General features: G+C 64.5%; 11 protein-coding genes and 1 pseudogene. 10 read left to right on the forward strand and 2 right to left on the reverse strand.

What is annotated here, in order from left to right:
• Positions 1-210 precede the first annotated feature (210 nt).
• The 10 genes and pseudogenes from ahcY (at position 211) to NKH36_RS01080 (ending at position 14857) form a co-directional block, all read left to right on the forward strand.
• Positions 211-1611 carry an adenosylhomocysteinase gene (ahcY, locus tag NKH36_RS01035; protein ID WP_352959731.1) on the forward strand — a complete coding sequence of 467 codons (1401 nt, stop codon included), beginning with the start codon at positions 211-213 and terminating at the stop codon, positions 1609-1611.
• A gap of 189 nt (positions 1612-1800) precedes the next feature.
• Entirely contained in the window at positions 1801-4365 is a 2565-nt protein-coding gene (locus NKH36_RS01040) for a sensor histidine kinase (protein WP_352959732.1), read from the forward strand.
• A gap of 8 nt (positions 4366-4373) precedes the next feature.
• Positions 4374-5885, forward strand: a complete 1512-nt coding sequence (gene tsaE / locus NKH36_RS01045; protein WP_352959733.1) for a tRNA (adenosine(37)-N6)-threonylcarbamoyltransferase complex ATPase subunit type 1 TsaE — start codon at positions 4374-4376, stop codon at positions 5883-5885.
• Between the two features lie 20 nt (positions 5886-5905).
• Positions 5906-6652 carry a nucleotidyltransferase family protein gene (locus tag NKH36_RS01050; protein WP_352959837.1) on the forward strand — a complete coding sequence of 249 codons (747 nt, stop codon included), beginning with the start codon at positions 5906-5908 and terminating at the stop codon, positions 6650-6652.
• Positions 6649-9768 (forward strand): double-strand break repair protein AddB, encoded by a 3120-nt coding sequence (gene addB, locus NKH36_RS01055; protein ID WP_352959734.1) that lies wholly within the window; start codon positions 6649-6651, stop codon positions 9766-9768. Before NKH36_RS01050 ends, addB begins: the two co-directional genes overlap by 4 nt.
• Positions 9765-13277, forward strand: coding sequence for a double-strand break repair helicase AddA (gene addA / locus NKH36_RS01060; RefSeq protein WP_352959735.1), 3513 nt, complete (start codon positions 9765-9767; stop codon positions 13275-13277). The genes addB and addA overlap by 4 nt, the downstream gene beginning before the upstream one ends.
• 74 nt (positions 13278-13351) lie before the next feature.
• Positions 13352-13675: a thioredoxin gene (trxA, locus tag NKH36_RS01065; protein WP_027152031.1), complete on the forward strand. Its 324-nt coding sequence runs from the start codon at positions 13352-13354 to the stop codon at positions 13673-13675.
• 129 nt (positions 13676-13804) lie between these two features.
• Positions 13805-14086: a cupin domain-containing protein gene (locus NKH36_RS01070; RefSeq protein ID WP_352959736.1), complete on the forward strand. Its 282-nt coding sequence runs from the start codon at positions 13805-13807 to the stop codon at positions 14084-14086.
• 111 nt (positions 14087-14197) lie between these two features.
• Positions 14198-14446 carry a type II toxin-antitoxin system VapB family antitoxin gene (locus NKH36_RS01075; protein ID WP_352959737.1) on the forward strand — a complete coding sequence of 83 codons (249 nt, stop codon included), beginning with the start codon at positions 14198-14200 and terminating at the stop codon, positions 14444-14446.
• Positions 14443-14857, forward strand: a pseudogene (locus tag NKH36_RS01080) (type II toxin-antitoxin system VapC family toxin). The gene NKH36_RS01075 and the pseudogene NKH36_RS01080 overlap by 4 nt, the downstream one beginning before the upstream one ends.
• Before the next feature lie 66 nt (positions 14858-14923).
• On the opposite strand, the gene NKH36_RS01085 reads toward NKH36_RS01080, so the two are convergent.
• Together NKH36_RS01085 and accD are read right to left on the reverse strand one after the other, a co-directional pair.
• Positions 14924-16249, reverse strand: coding sequence for a bifunctional folylpolyglutamate synthase/dihydrofolate synthase (locus tag NKH36_RS01085; RefSeq protein ID WP_352959738.1), 1326 nt, complete (start codon positions 16247-16249; stop codon positions 14924-14926).
• Positions 16250-16373: 124 nt separating this feature from the next.
• A complete protein-coding gene (gene accD / locus NKH36_RS01090; RefSeq protein ID WP_352959739.1) occupies positions 16374-17300 on the reverse strand; it encodes an acetyl-CoA carboxylase, carboxyltransferase subunit beta in 927 nt (308 codons plus the stop codon).
• Positions 17301-17314: the final 14 nt, after the last annotated feature.

Consider the following 17314-nt stretch of genomic DNA (forward strand, 5'->3'; position numbering starts at 1 on the left):
AGAGCGCCGCACGTCCGTTGGACATCCTGCTTCCAAAATCAATTCCGGTTTCGCGCCGAGGCGCCCCCGAAGACATGCACGGATAAAGATTTCTTTATATCCCATTGTCGTCCGACCGACGATCTGCTAGTCAGGCCGGCAACTCGCGCCCTTCGACACGCCTTCCGGCGCGGGCGCATCCCGAAGACAATTCTTGATCGGAGCACTGCCATGACGGGTAGCAATGACTATGTGGTCGCCGACATCTCGCTTGCCGGCTGGGGCCGCAAGGAGATCGAGATCGCCGAAACCGAAATGCCGGGTCTGATGGCCTGCCGCGAAGAATTCGGCAAGGCGCAGCCGCTCAAGGGCGCGCGCATCACCGGCTCGCTGCACATGACCATCCAGACGGCGGTGCTGATCGAAACGCTGAAGGCGCTCGGCGCCGATATCCGCTGGGCCTCCTGCAACATCTTCTCGACCCAGGACCATGCGGCCGCGGCCATCGCCGAGGCCGGCATTCCGGTCTTCGCCGTCAAGGGCGAGACGCTCGAGGACTACTGGGTCTACACCGACAATATCTTCCAGTGGGCCGATGGCGGCACCTCCAACATGATCCTCGACGATGGCGGCGACGCCACCATGTACATCCTGATCGGCGCGCGTGCCGAAGCCGGCGAGGATGTGCTCTCCAATCCGGGCAGCGAGGAGGAAGAAATCCTGTTTGCCAAGATCAAGAAGCGTATGGCGGCATCGCCCGGTTTCTTCACCAAGCAGAAGGAAGCGATCCGCGGCGTCACCGAAGAGACCACCACCGGCGTCAACCGCCTCTATCAGTTGCAGAAGAAGGGCCTGCTGCCGTTCCCGGCGATCAACGTCAACGATAGCGTGACCAAGTCGAAATTCGACAACAAATACGGCTGCAAGGAATCGCTGGTCGACGGCATTCGCCGCGGCACCGACACGATGATGGCCGGCAAGGTTGCAGTCGTCTGCGGCTATGGCGACGTCGGCAAGGGCTCTTCGGCATCGCTCAAGGGCGCCGGCGCCCGCGTCAAGGTCACCGAGGTCGATCCGATCTGCGCATTGCAGGCGGCGATGGACGGCTTCGAAGTCGTCACGCTCGAAGATGCCGCCCCGACCGCCGACATCATCATCACCACCACCGGCAACAAGGATGTCGTCACCATCGACCATATGCGGGCGATGAAGGACATGGTGATCGTCGGCAATATCGGCCACTTCGACAACGAGATCCAGGTGGCGTCGCTGCGCAACCTGAAGTGGACCAACATCAAGCCGCAGGTCGACATGATCACCTTCCCGAACGGCAAGCGGATGATCCTGTTGTCGGAAGGCCGCCTGCTCAATCTCGGCAACGCCACCGGGCACCCGAGCTTCGTCATGTCGGCGTCCTTCACCAACCAGGTGCTGGCCCAGATCGAGCTGTACACCAAGCCCGGCCAGTATCAGAACCAGGTCTATGTCCTGCCGAAGCATCTCGATGAAAAGGTCGCGCGCCTGCATCTCGACAAGCTCGGCGCCCGGCTCACCGAGCTGTCCAGCGAACAGGCAGCCTATATCGGCGTGACTCCGCAGGGGCCGTTCAAGCCGGAACACTACCGCTATTAACCACAGCTGAAGTTACCACTAGATATTGATGCCGGGCGATTGACTTTTCGCCCGGCATTATTTTTGCGCTGATTGATTCTTCACGCCGATTCGCGCAAGCGCTATGGTGCTGATTCGCGGGTCCGGGGGACGAGGGCCGACACCCGCATCAGGGCGGTCTTGCATTCAGGCGGCGAAGAGGACCAGGACATGCCGGGGGATTACCCGCCTTGCGCGGGACAGGCCGTTTCCGGCGGCCACAACGATTCGGCAACGAAGGTTTCCGCTGCCAGAGGCGGAAGCCTCTTATGGCGCGCTGGTAGCCGCGTCGGAAAATTGCTTGCTTCGTCCGCGCTCGTCGGTCCGCTGCTTGGCCGTTCGGCACATGCTGGACCCGCTGCTGCGTCCAAAGCCGGGCTGTCGGTCAGCACCGTCGAGGTCATGCAACTCGCGATGTTTGTCGGCGTCATGGGCGCCGCACTTGTCTCGGCCATTTTCCTGATCCGCGAACGGGCGCGCACCTCGGCGCAGAATGTCGAACTCAGAGCCCGCCTGGCCGACGTCAACGCAGCGCTGCAGCGCTCCGAGGCGCTGCTCAACCTGCGCGGCCAGCGTGTCGTCGTATGGGCCTCGGAAAACAAGAAACCCGAGCTCGTCGGGACATTGCCGGTTGAGAGCGGCGCTCCGGAAGACCGTGCCGCCTTCCTCGCCTTTGGCCGTTGGCTGATGCCGCGCTCGGCGGCGGCGCTCGAAAATGCCGTGGCGAGACTGCGGGAAAAGGCGAAGCCGTTCGACCTCGTTATCGAATCGCAGGCTGGAGCGCCGCTCGAAGTGCACGGGCGCAAGAGCGCAGCACACGTGGTCGTCCGTTTCGTCTCGCTTTCAGAAACGCAGCGAAGCGAGGCCAGGCTGAAAATCGAGAACCAGCGTCTCGCCGCCGACTATGACACCATGCTCGGCCTTCTCAACGCACTCAGCATGCCAGCATGGCTGCGCACGGCGAACGGGCGGCTGAAGTGGGTCAACCGCGCCTATGCCAAGGCGGTCGAGGCGGAAAACGCCGAAGCGGCGGTTCGCGACGCGAAGGAATTCTTGGGTGGCCAGGCGCGCGATGCGATCGCTGCACAGCACAAGTCGCATCCCGTCTTCGAGCAGGCGCTTTCCACCGTGATCGAAGGCGACCGCCGCATGTTCGCCGTGACCGACTTCGCCGGTGCCGACGGCTCGGCGGGTCTTGCCTGCGACACCAGCGCCATCGAAACTATCCGTAACGAATATGAGCGGACCGTGCGCAGCCACGCCGACACGCTCGATCAGCTCAACACCGCCGTGGCGATTTTCGATACCGACGAAAAGCTGCGGTTTTTCAACCAGGCGTTCCAGAAACTATGGGGTCTCGACAGCGGCTTCCTGCACAGCGCTCCCGACAATGCCTTGTTGCTCGACCGACTGCGCAGCGAAGGCAAGATCGCCGAGCAGCCCGAATGGCGGCGCTGGAAGGAAAGCCTGCTTGGCGCCTATCGCGCGGTCGAGTCGCAGGAACATTGGTGGCATCTGCCGGACGGCAAGACCATCCGCGTCGTCGCCAATCCGCAGCCCAAGGGCGGCGTGACCTGGGTGTTCGAGAACCTGACCGAGAAGATGGACCTCGAAAGCCGCTACCAGACCGCGGTGCGGGTCCAGGGCGAAACGCTCGACAATCTTGCCGAAGGCGTGGCCGTGTTCGGCCCCGACGGCAGGCTCAGATTGTCGAACCCGGCATTCGCAGCACTTTGGGGACTGGACGCCGACGCCGCCAAGCCCAACGTTCACGTCTCCACGATCCGCGATCTGTGCGACCGGCGCGCCGCTGACAGTCCCTGGCGCGGGTTCGTTGCCGCCATCACCGGTTTCGACGATGAGCGCCGCGACCGCCACGGCCAGACCGAGCTGAACAACGGCAACGTGCTGCGCTACGCGATGATCCCGCTGCCCAACGGGCAGGTGATGATGACCTTCGTCGACGTCACCGACAGCGTCAATGTCGAGCGGGCGCTGAAGGACAAGAACGAGGCATTGGAAAAATCCGACCAGCTCAAGAACGAGTTTGTGCAGCACGTCTCCTACGAATTGCGCTCGCCGCTGACCAACATCATCGGCTTCACCGAGCTTCTTTCACTGCCCTCGACCGGGCCATTGAGCCAGAAGCAGCGCGAATATGTCGAGCATGTCAGCTCGTCTTCCTCGGTCCTGCTCACCATCGTCAACGACATCCTCGACCTGGCGACCGTGGATGCCGGCATCATGGAGCTCGATATCTCCGAAGTTCACGTCGACCGGACCATCGCTGCCGCTGCCGAGCTTGTTGCCGACCGGCTGGAGGAGCATGCAATCAGGCTCAAGGTCGATGCGGCTACCGCGCCAAAGACGTTTCACGGCGACGAAACCCGCATCCGCCAGATCCTCTACAATCTGCTGAGCAATGCCGCGAACTACGCTCCGGAGGCGAGCACCATCACGCTCACCTGCCGCTCGCTTGCCGAAGGCGTGGAATTCTCCGTTCACGACGATGGTCCCGGCATGCCGCCTGACCTGCTCGATTCGGTGTTCCGCCGTTTCGAACCGCGCACCAATGGCGGCCGCCGGCGCGGCGCCGGCCTCGGCCTGTCGATCGTCAAGAGCTTTGTCGAGTTGCATGGCGGCAGCGTCCGCATCGAGACCGGCAAGGACATGGGCACCACCGTCATTTGTGCCTTTCCCGACACGCCGTCCGGCATCCGCGCGGCGGCCGAGTAGCGCGTTCGATGGCAGGCATGGTGCTGGAGCGTTTTCTCGCCGACGAGGCTGCGACCGCAAGGCTGGGCGAGGATCTGGCCATGTCGCTGCGCCCTGGCGACGTGCTGGCTCTCAAAGGCGATCTCGGCGCCGGCAAGTCGAGTTTGGCACGGGCACTGATCAGGGCCATGACCGACGATGCCGGTCTCGACGTGCCGAGCCCGACCTTCACGCTCGTCCAGAGCTATGAAGCGCGCGTTCCCGTCCATCATTTCGACCTCTATCGCCTGTCCTCGGCGTCCGAACTGGACGAGCTGGGTTTCGATGAGGCGCTGGCGCAAGGCGCTGCCCTGGTCGAATGGCCGGAACGGGCAGAGGCCTATTTGCCAAAGACTTCGGTGCTGATCGAACTGGTCCATCAGGACGACGGCCGCCTGGCGAGATTGTCGGGACAAGGCGCAGCGGTCGAGCGCACGGCGCGATCGCTGGCAATGCGCGATTTTCTGGAAAGAGCTGGCTGGGGCGAAGCGCAGAGACGCTATTTTATCGGCGACGCCTCGGCCCGCTCCTATGAGATCGTCTCGCTGGCCGGCCTGCCGCGGCGCGTGTTGATGAACTCGCCGCGGCTGGTGCTCGGGCCGCCGGTCCGCGACGGCAAGCCCTATGCGGTGATTGCCCACACCGCGCAATCCGTCGCGGCCTTCGTCGCCATCGACCGGGCGTTGCGGGCCGGCGGCGTCAGCGCCCCGGAGATCCACGCGCAGGACTTGGACCAGGGATTTCTTCTGCTCGAGCATCTCGGCTCGGAGGGTTTTCTCGGCCAGCACGGTCGGCCTGTGGCGGAGCGCTACGCGTCGGCGGCCGAACTGCTTGCCATGATGCACGGCAAGACGTGGCCCGATCGCATCGAGGCTGCGCCCGGCGTCGTTCATAACGTGCCGCCTTTCGACCGCGACGCCATGATGATCGAAGCCGAATTGCTGCTCGACTGGTATGTGCCGGCTATATCAGGCCACCCGGCAAACGATGCCTTGCGCGCCGGTTATACAAAAGAATGGAATGCGGTTCTCGACCGGTTGGAGGGGCGCGAATACACGCTCATGCTGCGCGATTTTCATTCGCCCAACATCATCTGGCGCGGCGAGCGTACCGGACACGATCGCCTCGGCATCGTCGATGTCCAGGACGCGCTGATCGGCCCTTCCGCCTACGATCTCGCCTCGCTCGCCATGGATGCCCGCGTTACGATTTCGCCTGAGATCGAGCGGCGGACGCTCGATGCCTATATCGCCGCGCGCCATAAGGCTGGCGCTTTTAACGAAGACGAATTCGTCGAAACCTATGCGATCATGGCGGCGCAGCGCAATTCGAAGATTCTCGGCATTTTTGTTCGGCTCGAAAAGCGCGACGGCAAACCCTATTATCTAAAACACCTGCCGCGCATTCGCGATTATCTCCGGCGAGCGCTGGCGCATCCCGGGCTGGCCAGCCTGCGGGATTTCTATACCGCCCACGGCCTGTTGGAGGAACGATCGCTGTGACGACGCGCCCCAAGATCGCAATGGTGCTTGCCGCTGGGCTCGGAAAGCGCATGCGGCCAATCACCGACACGATGCCGAAGCCGCTGGTCAAGATATCAGGCAAGACATTGCTCGACTGGAGCCTGGACAGCCTGGCCCAGGCCAGCGTCGACAAGGCGATGGTCAACGTCCATTATTTTCCCGAGCAGATCGTCGCCCATGTCGCCGCGCGCCGCGCCCCGCGGGTCGTCATTTCCGACGAAAGCGAAAGACTGCTCGATTCCGCCGGCGGTATCGTCCATGCTTTGCCGGAACTGGGAGGGGGTCCCTTTTACATTGTCAACGCCGACACCTTCTGGATCGACAGCGGCGTGCCCAACCTTGCCCGCCTCGCCCTTGCATGGGACGCGGCGAAAATGGATATTCTGCTGATGCTCGCGGAACCCCAGTCAGCAACCGGGCACAGCGGCGGCACGGATTTCATGATGTCGCCGGCCGGCGCCTTGCGGCGTTCGAAAGGCGACCCGACAGGCCTGATCTATGCCGGCGCGGCGATCGTCCATCCCAGGCTTTTCAAGGATGCGCCAGCCGGCCCACACTCGCTCAACGCCTATTTCGATGCGGCTATCGCAGCCGGCCGCCTGTACGGCATGGTAATGCACGGCCATTGGATCACCGTCGGCACGCCCGACGCCATTCCGCTTGCGGAAGCGGCCGTTGCCACCGCTCTTGCTGAGTCGCCCGGCACTCTTACCGAGTTGACCAGCGCTCTCACCGAGTTGAAATGAGCGGCTCCCGCCGCGTTTTCTCGATCCCGCCCGGAGCGCCGTTTCTGCCGACGCTGGCCGAGGCCCTGCTGTCAGGACGCCTCGTTTCCGATTTCCGCTTCGACGGCGACCCGCTGGCGCTGGCCGACGCCACCATCTACGTGCCGACGCGCCGCGCGGCACGAGCGCTGCGCGGCGTCTTCGTCGACCGTCTGGGGGGCCGCTCGGCGATCCTGCCGGTCATCCGGCCGCTCGGCGAGTTCGACGAGGACGAAGCTGCATTTGCGGCCGACGCATCCGCCGCGATTGACCTCGCACCGCCGATCGCCGCGATCGAGCGCCTGCTGCTGCTGGCGCCGCTGGTCAGCGCCTGGAAACGCCGCCTGCCAGCGCATGTCGCGGCACTTTTCGACGAAGAGATCGTCGTGCCGGCGTCGGCCGCCGACGCCATCTGGCTGGCGCGCGACCTGGCCCGGCTGATGGACGAGATCGAGACGGAAGGTACGGACTGGACCAGGCTCGCCGATCTGGTGACCGGCAATCTTGCCGGCTGGTGGCAAGTGACGCTCGACTTCCTGAGTATCGTCACCGAAAACTGGCCGAATCTTCTCGAGGAACGCAATCGCTCCAACCCTGCCGCGCATCGCAATGCGCTGATAAGGCTGGAAGCGGCGCGGCTGAAGCGCAATCCTCCGGCCGGACCGGTGATCGCCGCCGGCTCCACCGGGTCCATTCCCGCCACCGCCGAGCTGCTTGCGGTGATCGCGGGCCTGCCCAGCGGCGCGGTCGTGCTGCCCGGCCTCGACCTGATGCTGGATGAGCCGTCTTTCGCGGCGATCGCCGCACCTGGCGCCCGGCCGGCCTTGCTTGGCCACCCGCAATACGGCCTGGCAAAACTGATCGGCAAGATCGGCGTGCTGCGCGGCGATGTCGGGGAGATCGCCGTTGCCGAAAGGCCGCTCGCGCTGCGTGCCGCACTTGTCGGCGAGGCGCTGCGGCCGGCTGAGACCACCGAGCTGTGGGCCGAGACGCGCGCGCGCTTTACGGCCGGCGATGTCACCGAAGCCTTCGCCGACGTGACGCTTCTCGAAGCCGCCAGCGAACGCGACGAAGCGGTGGCGATCGCCGTTGCACTCAAACAGGCCGTCGAGCAGCCCGGCCAGCGCGCCGCACTCGTCACCGGCGATCGCGCCCTGGCGCGGCGCGTCTCAGTCGAGCTCTTGCGGTTCGGGGTCGTCGCCGACGATTCGGGCGGCACCCCGCTCATCAACACGCCAGCTGCCGGCCTGCTCAGGCTGGCGCTCCAGGCCGCTTTCCGCCCCGGCGATCCGGTCGCTCTGCTGTCGCTGCTCAAGCACCCGTTGCTTCGCCTCGGCCTGGAACGCACAAGCGTCCGTCATGCGGCGGAGATCGTCGAACTGGTGGCGCTGCGCGGCGGCACCGGCCGCCCCGACATCGCATCGCTGCCCGAGCTCTTCGAGGCCCGCCTCACCGGCCTGGGCGGCACCCGCCCGCCGTTCTGGTTTTCCCGCCTGACTGTCCGAAATATCGAGCGCGCCCGCGAATTGCTCGTCCGCCTTGCCGCTGCGCTGGCGCCGCTGACCGCCTTTCGCAGTCAAGCCGAAGCCGATCTTGCCGAATTGACCCGGGCCAGCGTCGTCGCGCTCGAAAGTCTGGGCCGCACCGCGGATGGCAGCCTGAGCGAACTCTATGCCGGCGATGCCGGCGAAAAGGTCGCCGAGCTCTTGCGCGGGCTGGTCGCTGCCTCAGCGTCGTTCTCTTTCGCGGCGGACGAATGGCCCGATGTGATGGAAGCGCTGATCGCGCCCGAAACCGTCAAGCCGGCACAAGGGACCGACAGGAATATCGCCATCTGGGGTGCGCTGGAAGCCCGGTTGCAGAACCTCGACATGCTGGTCATTGGCGGGCTCAACGAAGGCGTGTGGCCGCGCAAGCCGGAAAGCGATCGCTTCATGTCTCGGCTGATGAAGACCGGCATCGATCTCGAACCGCCCGAACGACGCATCGGCTTGGCCGCCCATGATTTCCAGATGGCGATGGGGGCGAAGAAAGTGGTGCTTGCGCGCTCCGCCCGCTCGGGTGACGCGCCGGCGGTGCCGTCGCGCTGGCTGCAGCGTCTCCTGACCTTCATCGGCAAGGACCATGCGGCGGTGCTTCGCCGGCGTGGGGATGAATTCCTGTCCTGGGCCCGTGCGCTCGATGCCGGCGAAAGAAGAGACTTCGCGCCGCGACCGCAGCCGAAGCCACCGCTGGCTGTGCGGCCGCAGCATTTCTCCGTCACCGAGATCGAGACGCTGCGCCGCGACCCCTACGCGGTCTATGCCAGGAGGATCCTCGGCCTGATGCCGCTCGATCCGGTCATCCGCGACCCGGGCGCTGCCGAGCGCGGCACGCTGTTTCACGCCATCCTGCATCTTTTTTCGCGGACAGTGGCCGATCCGCTCGTGCCGGAGGCGCTGGGCGGCCTCATCGCTGCCGGCCGCGCATGCTTTGCCGAGGCCGCTCTTCCTCCCGATGTCGAGGCGGTGTGGTGGCCGCGCTTCGAAAAGCTCGCCGCCGGCATCATCGAATGGGAGCGCGGCCGCGCCTTCGCCGTGTCCATGCGGCATGCGGAGGAACGCGCCGAAAAAACCGGCGTGGGCCAGTCCGGCGTGACGCTGTCCGGCTATGCCGATCGGGTCGACCTCCTGGCCGGCGGCATGGCCGACATCCTGGACTACAAGACCGGCTCCTCGCCGTCCAAGGCACAGGCCCATACGCTGCTTTCGCCGCAACTGGCGCTTGAGGGCGCGCTGCTCAGGCGCGGCGCTTTCAAGGGGCTTGGCGCGCGCGAGCCGTCGCAGCTGGCCTTCATCAGGCTGAAGCCGAATGGCGAGGTGTTCGAGGAATCGATTCTCGAATACAACCGCAAGCCGCGAACCGCCGCCGATCTCGCCGAGGAGGCCTGGGCGCGGCTCGAAAAACTGCTGATCCACTATGCCGACCCGGCGACCTTCTATCTGTCGCGCGCGCTGCCGTTCCGCGAGGGCGAGACCGATGGCGATTACGACCATCTCGCCCGCGTGCTCGAATGGTCAGCCGGCGGCGACGCCGACGACGAGGGAGGGGAGGCATGAAGAAGGCCTATCCCATCCCGACGGATACCGCCGCCAGCCAGGCCAGCGCCTCCGACCCGCAAAATTCCGCCTGGGTGTCGGCCAATGCCGGATCGGGCAAGACCCATGTGCTGGCCCAGCGCGTCATCCGGCTCTTGCTGCGCGGCACAGATCCGTCGAAGATCCTGTGCCTGACCTATACCCGTGCTGCCGCCGCCAACATGTCGAACCGGGTGTTTTCGACGCTGTCGGAGTGGACGGCGCTTGGCGACGTCGAACTGGCGGCAAGGATAGAGGGGCTGGACGGTCGCCAGCCCGATCGCGAAACCATGCGCCGCGCCCGCCGGCTGTTCGCCGAGGCGCTGGAAACGCCGGGCGGGCTGAAGATCCAGACCATCCACGCCTTCTGCGAATCGGTGCTGCACCAGTTCCCGCTGGAAGCCAACATACCGGCTCATTTCGAAATGCTCGATCCGCAGATGGAGGCGTCGCTCTTCGCCGCCGCCCGCCGCGACATGATCTCGGGCACAGCCGCCGGCGATGCGGGGCTGGCCGAGGCTTTCGCCACCATTCTGGAACGCGGCGGCGAACACGGGCTCGACGCCTTGCTGACCGAGATCGTGCGCAAGCGCGACGGTCTGCGCGCCTTCATCAGCGCGGCCGGCGGCGATGGCTTCCGGGCGCTGTTCGGCGAGTTTAGGTTTCGCGCCGGCCAGACCGCCGAAGGCCTGGCGGCGTCCGTTTGGCCGCTGCCGGGCTTCCTGCCGGACTATTTCGTCACCTTTGCCAGTGCCGCTGAGGCCGCCGATGCACGCATCGTGCTGAACAATTTGCTGCCCTACGCCCATCTTGCCTTCGCCGAGGATGAGCCGGTTCGCCGGTTGCAATTGCTGGCAAAAGCCTTCCTGCGAGCCGATGGCGAGCCTTATGAGCCGGCAAAGACGTTCAAGAAGGCGTTGCTCGACCGGCTGCCGGATCTTGCCGAGCGCTATCTCTTAGCGGCCGAAGCCATCCTCGAAATCTCCGACCGGCTGGCCTTGTTCAGGATGCTGGAGGGCACACGTGCCGCGCTGACCATCGCCGACTGGCTGATCGCCCGCTACGAGCACTTGAAGCGCGCCCGCGGCTTTCTCGACTTCAACGATCTCATCACCCGAACGGTCAATCTCCTGGCGCGGCCCGACGCCGGCCCTTGGGTGCAATACAAGCTCGACCAGGGCATCGACCATATCCTGCTCGACGAGGCGCAGGACACCAGTCCCGACCAGTGGGAGGTGGTGAAGCGGCTGGCCGAGGAATTCTTTGCCGGGCTCGGCGCGCGCGACACGGTCCACCGCACGGTCTTTGCCGTCGGCGACGAAAAACAGTCGATCTATTCCTTTCAAGGAGCGGCGCCCGACTCCTTCGCCGACTCAAGGCTGCTGTTTGCCGGAAAGGTGCGCGACGCCAACGCCGACTTCGCCGATCTCAAGCTGACCTGGTCCTTCCGCTCGACCGACGACGTGCTTGCGGCGGTGGACCGTGTCTTTGCCGACCCAGCCGTGCGGCGCGGCATCAGCCACGATCCCGACCCGCTGAACCACAAGGCGATCCGCACGGATGCGCCGGGCTATGTCGAGGTCTGGCCGTCGATCGGCGCCGACGTCGTCGACGAACCCGACGACTGGACGCAAGCCGTCGACCACGCCCACGCGCCGGCGGTGCGCGTTGCCGAAAATGTGGCGGCAACCATTGCCGGCTGGATCGGCGTCGGCGAGATCATCGAAGGCCGCGGCAAGAAGCTTCGGCCCGGCGACGTGCTGGTGCTGGTGCGTAAGCGCGATCGTTTCGTCCATGCGCTAACGCGCGCGCTGAAGCGCCGCAACATCCCGGTCGCCGGCGCCGACCGGCTCAGCCTGCCCGGCCATATCGCGGTGAAGGACCTGATTGCGCTCGGCCACTTTCTTGTCCAGCCTGAGGACGATCTGTCGCTTGCCGCCGTGCTGCGCAGCCCGATTTTCGATGTTTCGGAAGAGATGCTTTTCGCGCTCGCCGGCGCGCGGCCGTCCGGCCTCTCCTTGATAGCATCGCTCAGGCAGCAAGCCGGCGAAAGCGCTGCCTTGGCCGCAGTCGCTGCCCAGCTCGACACATGGTCCGATGAAGCCGCATTCAAGCCGGTGTTCGAATTCTATGCCGGGGCTCTCGCCCGCGACGGCCTGCGCAAGAAGATGATCGGGCGGCTCGGGCCGGAGGCCGGCGACATCCTCGACGAGTTTCTGAGCTTCTGCCTGGCCGAGGAGCGGACCGGCCTGCCGGGGCTGGAATCCTTCCTGGCGACGCTGGAAAATGCCGGTCCCGAGATCAAGCGCGAAATGGACCAGACCCGCGACGAGGTTCGTGTCATGACCGTGCATGCCGCCAAGGGCCTGGAGGCGCCTGTCGTGTTCCTGGTCGATGGTGGCTCGGCGCCGTTCAGCGATCGCCATTTGCCGCGGCTGATGCCGTTCGATGGCTCGGGCGAACACTGGGACGGCAAGGGCTATCTCTGGCGTTCGGCCAGCGATGTCGCCAATGGATTTTCACGGGCCGCTTCGGTCCGCGCGCGCGAGCTGGCCGACGACGAATACCGCCGGCTGCTCTATGTCGGCATGACCCGCGCCGAGGACCGGCTGATCGTCTGCGGCTATCACGGCAAGCGGGCACCGAACGCCGGCACCTGGCATTCCATCGTCAGCCGCGCGCTGGTCGGCGCCCCCGAAAGCATCGAGCGGCAGCACCCCGCCACCGGCGAGACCGTGCATCGCTTTCATGTGACAAAATTGCCGCCGGTCGCACAGGCGGCGGCCGAAGAGGCGCGGCAGGCGCACCAGTTCGAGCCGTTGCCGAAGACCCTGTTCCAGCCCTTGCCGCCCTTCGAGGACCTGCCGCGCCCGCTGTCGCCGTCCGGCGCCTCGGCGCTGATCGACGAGGCCAAGCAAGCGGTGATCGACACCGGCTCGCCGGTGCTGGACGCTGAGAAGGAGTCAGGCTTTGCGGTGATGCGGGGGCTGGCGCTGCACAAATTGCTGCAGATGCTGCCCGGCATTGCGGAGGCCGAACGCCGCGATGCCGCGGAACGCTATCTCAGGCGCGCCGGCGCGCAATGGCCTGAAACCGAGCGCGACAAGGCCTTGGCCTCGGTGGCAGCGATCCTTGCCGACAGCCGTTTCGCGCCATTGTTTGCATCATCGTCGCGCGCTGAAGTCGCGGTCATGGGCAGCCTGAACGTGAAGGGCAAGTTGCGCTCGATCTCCGGCAAGATCGACCGGCTGGCGGTCACATCAGGCAAGGTGTCGATCGTCGACTACAAGACCAACCGGCCGGCGCCAGCAACCCTGTCGGACGTTCCACAGGCCTATGTCCTGCAGCTCGCGCTCTATCGCGCGCTGCTCCAGCCGCTTTATCCCGAGCACGAGGTCTCGGCGGCGCTGCTGTTCACTGAAGCGCCACGATTGATCGAGCTGCCGCCGGCAGTCATGGACGACGCTCTTGCCCGACTCACGGGAGCGTGACACAACAGTTGCTTGAAGAAGGGCGCGATCACCACCACATTTGGTGCGACAATAACTCTCGAAAGGATTTTCGCATGGCCACCGTCAAGGTCGACAAGAGCAATTTCCAGACCGATGTACTTGACGCCAAGGAGCCGGTCGTCGTCGATTTCTGGGCGGAATGGTGCGGCCCCTGCAAGATGATCGCGCCGGCGCTGGAAGACATCGCCATTGAACTCGGCAGCAAGGTGAAGATCGCCAAGCTTAACATTGACGAGAATCCCGAGCTTGCGGCGCAGTTCGGCGTGCGCTCGATCCCGACGCTGATGATTTTCAAGGGCGGCGAAATGGCCGACATGAAGGTCGGCGCCGCGCCGAAGACGGCGCTGTCGCACTGGATCAACGGCAATCTCGCCTGATCCGACTGAGAATTTCGCAGACAAGCCCGGCCCTCGCGCCGGGCTTTTTGTTGGTGTCACCGATCTGCCGATCTGGCACTCGCCACTTGCCGCCTCATGTTCTTGTCTGGCTTAAAGCAGGAGAACGACATGACCGGATCCGCCAAGGCCACCGTCTTCATCGACAATGACCGCGTCATCGTCACCGAATACCGCTTCGCCCCAGGCGACAACACCGGCTGGCACCGTCATGGCCACGATTACGTCATCGTGCCGCTGATGGACGGCAAGCTCAAGCTCCTGGCCAAGGACGGCGAATCCTTTGCCGAAATGAAGAAGGGGGCGCCCTACTTCCGCAAGGAGGGCGTGGAGCATGACGTCATCAATGCCAATGAGGGCGAGTATGCCTTCATCGAGATCGAGCTGAAGTAGATGCCGTGAGATGGAGCAAACGGTCCGACTTGTGCGAGACGGCAAGCTGCCAGTTGCCATCTTGATGGCAAAGCTGCGCAGATGTATATCTTGCAAGCAGGAAGGTTGAAAATGGCCGAGCCACAGCTCTCTGTGCGTAGCGCAAAAGCACGCGATCTGGCCCATAGGCTTGCTCGTCGAGAAAATCGTTCGATTGCCGACGTGGTCGAACGTGCGCTTGAATCCTATGAAATTCGTGAAGCGGGCCGCGAGCCGGCTCACTCTTTCTATGCTCGCCTGACGGCAAGCAGTGGTGCTGACATTGATCTGGAGAAAATCATCCGCGAAGACCGCCAAGCCCATACGGGACCCGATCTTTGATTTTCATCGATACTAACGTGATTTCAGAGACTCTGAAGAAGGCACCGGACCGGGCCGTCGTAGCCTGGCTTGTCTGGTATGATGCTGAGTCGGCACTTCCTACCGTGACGATCGCTGAAATTGCCTTTGGCATTCAAAAAGTACGCCCTGACGAACGCGCCGATCGCTTGGAGCGGGGATTTCTCTCAGTGGCGCCGTCGGTTTGCCGACCGGATTTTTGGGCTGACGGAAGAAGCTGCCCTGACCTATGGCGAGATCATGGGAACTGCCGTGGGCCAAGGCCGTGGCATGTCAGCTCCCGACGGCATGATTGCTGCGATCGCGCGCGTAAACGGCGGTCGGCTGGCAACGCGCAATCTGAGTGACTTTGGCAACACCAGCCTTGAGCTGATCTCGCCGTGGGATTTCTGAAGCTCTCGAGCCGAGCGCCGGGCAATTTCACCGTCGAGGGGCAGAACCGCGTCAGGCGTGGGACTATCAAACCGGCGGCGTGCCGTTTTCGGCCAGCACCGCGCCGGCCAGATAGAGCGAGCCGCTGATCAGGATGCGCGGCGGTGGTCCGTCCCATGTGTCGCGTAGCAGCATCAGCGCGTTGGCGACGGAGCTGACCGGTTCGGCCGACAGGCCGGCCTCGACGGCGCGGATCGCCAGTTCGTCATTCGGCACGCTGGCCTCGCTGAGGCTCACCGGCACCGTGTAGACATGCCGCACCAAACCCTTGAAGGCGCGGAAATAACCGCTCTGGTCCTTGGTGTTGATCATGCCGGAAATCAGGAACAGCGGCCGCGGGTTCTTTTCTTCCTGCTCGGCAAGTGCTTCGGCGACGACCACGCCGGCGCCCGGATTGTGGCCGCCGTCGAGCCAGATGTCGGCGCCCTTCGGCGCCAGTTCCGTCAGCCTGCCTTGCGGCAACTTCTGCATCCGCCCCGGCCAGGTGACCTTGGCCATCGCCTTGTCGGCGACGCGATGGCTGATCTCGAAGCCCGCCGCCTTGACTGCCGCAATCGCCGCCGCCGCATTGGCGAACTGGTGGCGCCCGGGCAGGCGCGGTGGCGACAGGTCCATCAGCCCGTCTTCGTCCTGATAGACCATCCGGCCGTTTTCCTCGAAGGCGAGGAAATCCTGGCCGTAGACGAAGGCGGGACAGTCGAGCCGCTCGGCGGTTTCGATAAGCACCTGCAGCGCCGTCTCGCTTTCCTGCGCGCCGATGATCACCGGACAACCGCTTTTGATGATGCCGGCCTTTTCGGCGGCGATCAGTTCGACACGGTCGCCGAGAAAGGATTCGTGGTCGAGCGAGACCGGCATGATCACCGACACCGCCGGCTCGGTGATGACATTGGTGGCGTCGAAGCGGCCGCCGAGACCGACCTCGATGATGACGGCATCTGCCGGATGTTCGGAAAACAGCAGGAAGGTGACGGCGGTGAGGATTTCGAAGACGGTGATCTTCTGGCCCTCATTGGCCTTGGCGGCGCGGGCGATGGCGTCGGCGAAGACCTTGTCCTCGACCAGCCTGCCGCCGCCGTCGGCGGCCAGCCGGTAGCGCTCATGCCAGTGCACCAGATGTGGCGATGTGTGGACATGGACGCGGTGGCCGGCCGCTTCGAGCAGCGCCCGCGAAAAGGCGGCGCAGGAGCCCTTGCCGTTGGTGCCGGCGATGTGGATGACCGGCGGCAGATGCTCCTGCGGATTGCCCAGCCGCTCCAGCAGCCGCGAAATACGGTCGAGCGAAAGATCGAAGCCCTTCGGATGAAGCGACATCAGGCTTTCGATTTCGCGGTCGGCGGCAAGCGTGGTCATGGGAGAATCCTAGTGCATGACCCCGAAAATCGAAATCGATCTTCGGAAAGGATCATGCGCGAAATCAAGATGCTACAGCGCCACAGATGGCGCGCAATCGGGGTTCGCGACGAAGGATGTCGCGTCAGGCTTGCGGGCGTGCTTCCGCCGGGAGCGCCACCGGCGGCAGGATTTCCGGTTCCAGCGGCTTTTCTTCTTCCGGCAGCTTGAGCAGCATTTTCAGCAGCCGAGCGATCGTCTGGCGCATATCGAGCCGCGACACCACCATGTCGACCATGCCGTGCTCCATCAGATACTCGGAGCGCTGGAAGCCGTCGGGCAGCTTTTCCCTGATGGTCTGCTCGATGACGCGCGGCCCGGCAAAGCCGATCAGCGCGCCGGGCTCGGCGATGTGCACGTCGCCCAGCATGGCGTAGGAGGCGGTGACGCCGCCGGTGGTCGGGTTGGTCAGCACAACGATATAGGGAAGACCGGCTTCCTTCAGCCGATCGACGCCGACCGTGGTTCTCGGCAATTGCATGAGCGACAGGATGCCTTCCTGCATGCGCGCGCCGCCGGAGGCTGCGAACAGGATCAGCGGCCGCTTGCGTTGCACTGCGACCTCGAAGCCACGAACGATGGCATCGCCGGCGGCCATGCCGAGCGAGCCGCCCATGAAGGCGAAGTCCTGCACGGTCACCACCACCGGCAGGCCTTCGACAGTGCCCACCGCATTGATGATGGCGTCCTCCAGCCCGGTCTTGGCCTTGGCGTCTTTCAGCCGGTCGGTGTAGCGCTTCTCGTCACGAAATTTCAGCGGGTCCTGGACCACCTTGGGATTTTCGAGCGTCTCGTACTTGCCGTCGTCCATGAAGAATCTCAGCCGCTCCTTGGCCGAGATCTTCATGTGATGGCCGGAGGACGGGATGACGAACTGGTTCTGCTCCAGGTCCTTGTGGAAGACCATCTCGCCGGTCTCCGGATCCTTGATCCAGAGGTTCTCGGGCATGTCGGTGCGCCGGCCGAGCATCGAATTGATCTTCGGGCGAACGTAGTTGGTGATCCAGTTCATCGCTTCGGCTCCTG

This window comes from Mesorhizobium sp. M1312 (genome assembly GCF_040318115.1).
Classification (GTDB): domain Bacteria; phylum Pseudomonadota; class Alphaproteobacteria; order Rhizobiales; family Rhizobiaceae; genus Mesorhizobium.

What these genes read in the sequence shown, in the direction of transcription:
- ahcY (WP_352959731.1), top strand. Translation starts at nt 211, where the DNA reads ATGACGGGTAGCAATGACTATGTGGTCGCCGACATCTCGCTTGCCGGC.
- NKH36_RS01040 (WP_352959732.1), top strand. Translation starts at nt 1,801, where the DNA reads ATGCCGGGGGATTACCCGCCTTGCGCGGGACAGGCCGTTTCCGGCGGC.
- tsaE (WP_352959733.1), top strand. Translation starts at nt 4,374, where the DNA reads ATGGCAGGCATGGTGCTGGAGCGTTTTCTCGCCGACGAGGCTGCGACC.
- NKH36_RS01050 (WP_352959837.1), top strand. Translation starts at nt 5,906, where the DNA reads ATGGTGCTTGCCGCTGGGCTCGGAAAGCGCATGCGGCCAATCACCGAC.
- addB (WP_352959734.1), top strand. Translation starts at nt 6,649, where the DNA reads ATGAGCGGCTCCCGCCGCGTTTTCTCGATCCCGCCCGGAGCGCCGTTT.
- addA (WP_352959735.1), top strand. Translation starts at nt 9,765, where the DNA reads ATGAAGAAGGCCTATCCCATCCCGACGGATACCGCCGCCAGCCAGGCC.
- trxA (WP_027152031.1), top strand. Translation starts at nt 13,352, where the DNA reads ATGGCCACCGTCAAGGTCGACAAGAGCAATTTCCAGACCGATGTACTT.
- NKH36_RS01070 (WP_352959736.1), top strand. Translation starts at nt 13,805, where the DNA reads ATGACCGGATCCGCCAAGGCCACCGTCTTCATCGACAATGACCGCGTC.
- NKH36_RS01075 (WP_352959737.1), top strand. Translation starts at nt 14,198, where the DNA reads ATGGCCGAGCCACAGCTCTCTGTGCGTAGCGCAAAAGCACGCGATCTG.
- NKH36_RS01085 (WP_352959738.1), bottom strand. Translation starts at nt 16,249, where the DNA reads ATGACCACGCTTGCCGCCGACCGCGAAATCGAAAGCCTGATGTCGCTT.
- accD (WP_352959739.1), bottom strand. Translation starts at nt 17,300, where the DNA reads ATGAACTGGATCACCAACTACGTTCGCCCGAAGATCAATTCGATGCTC.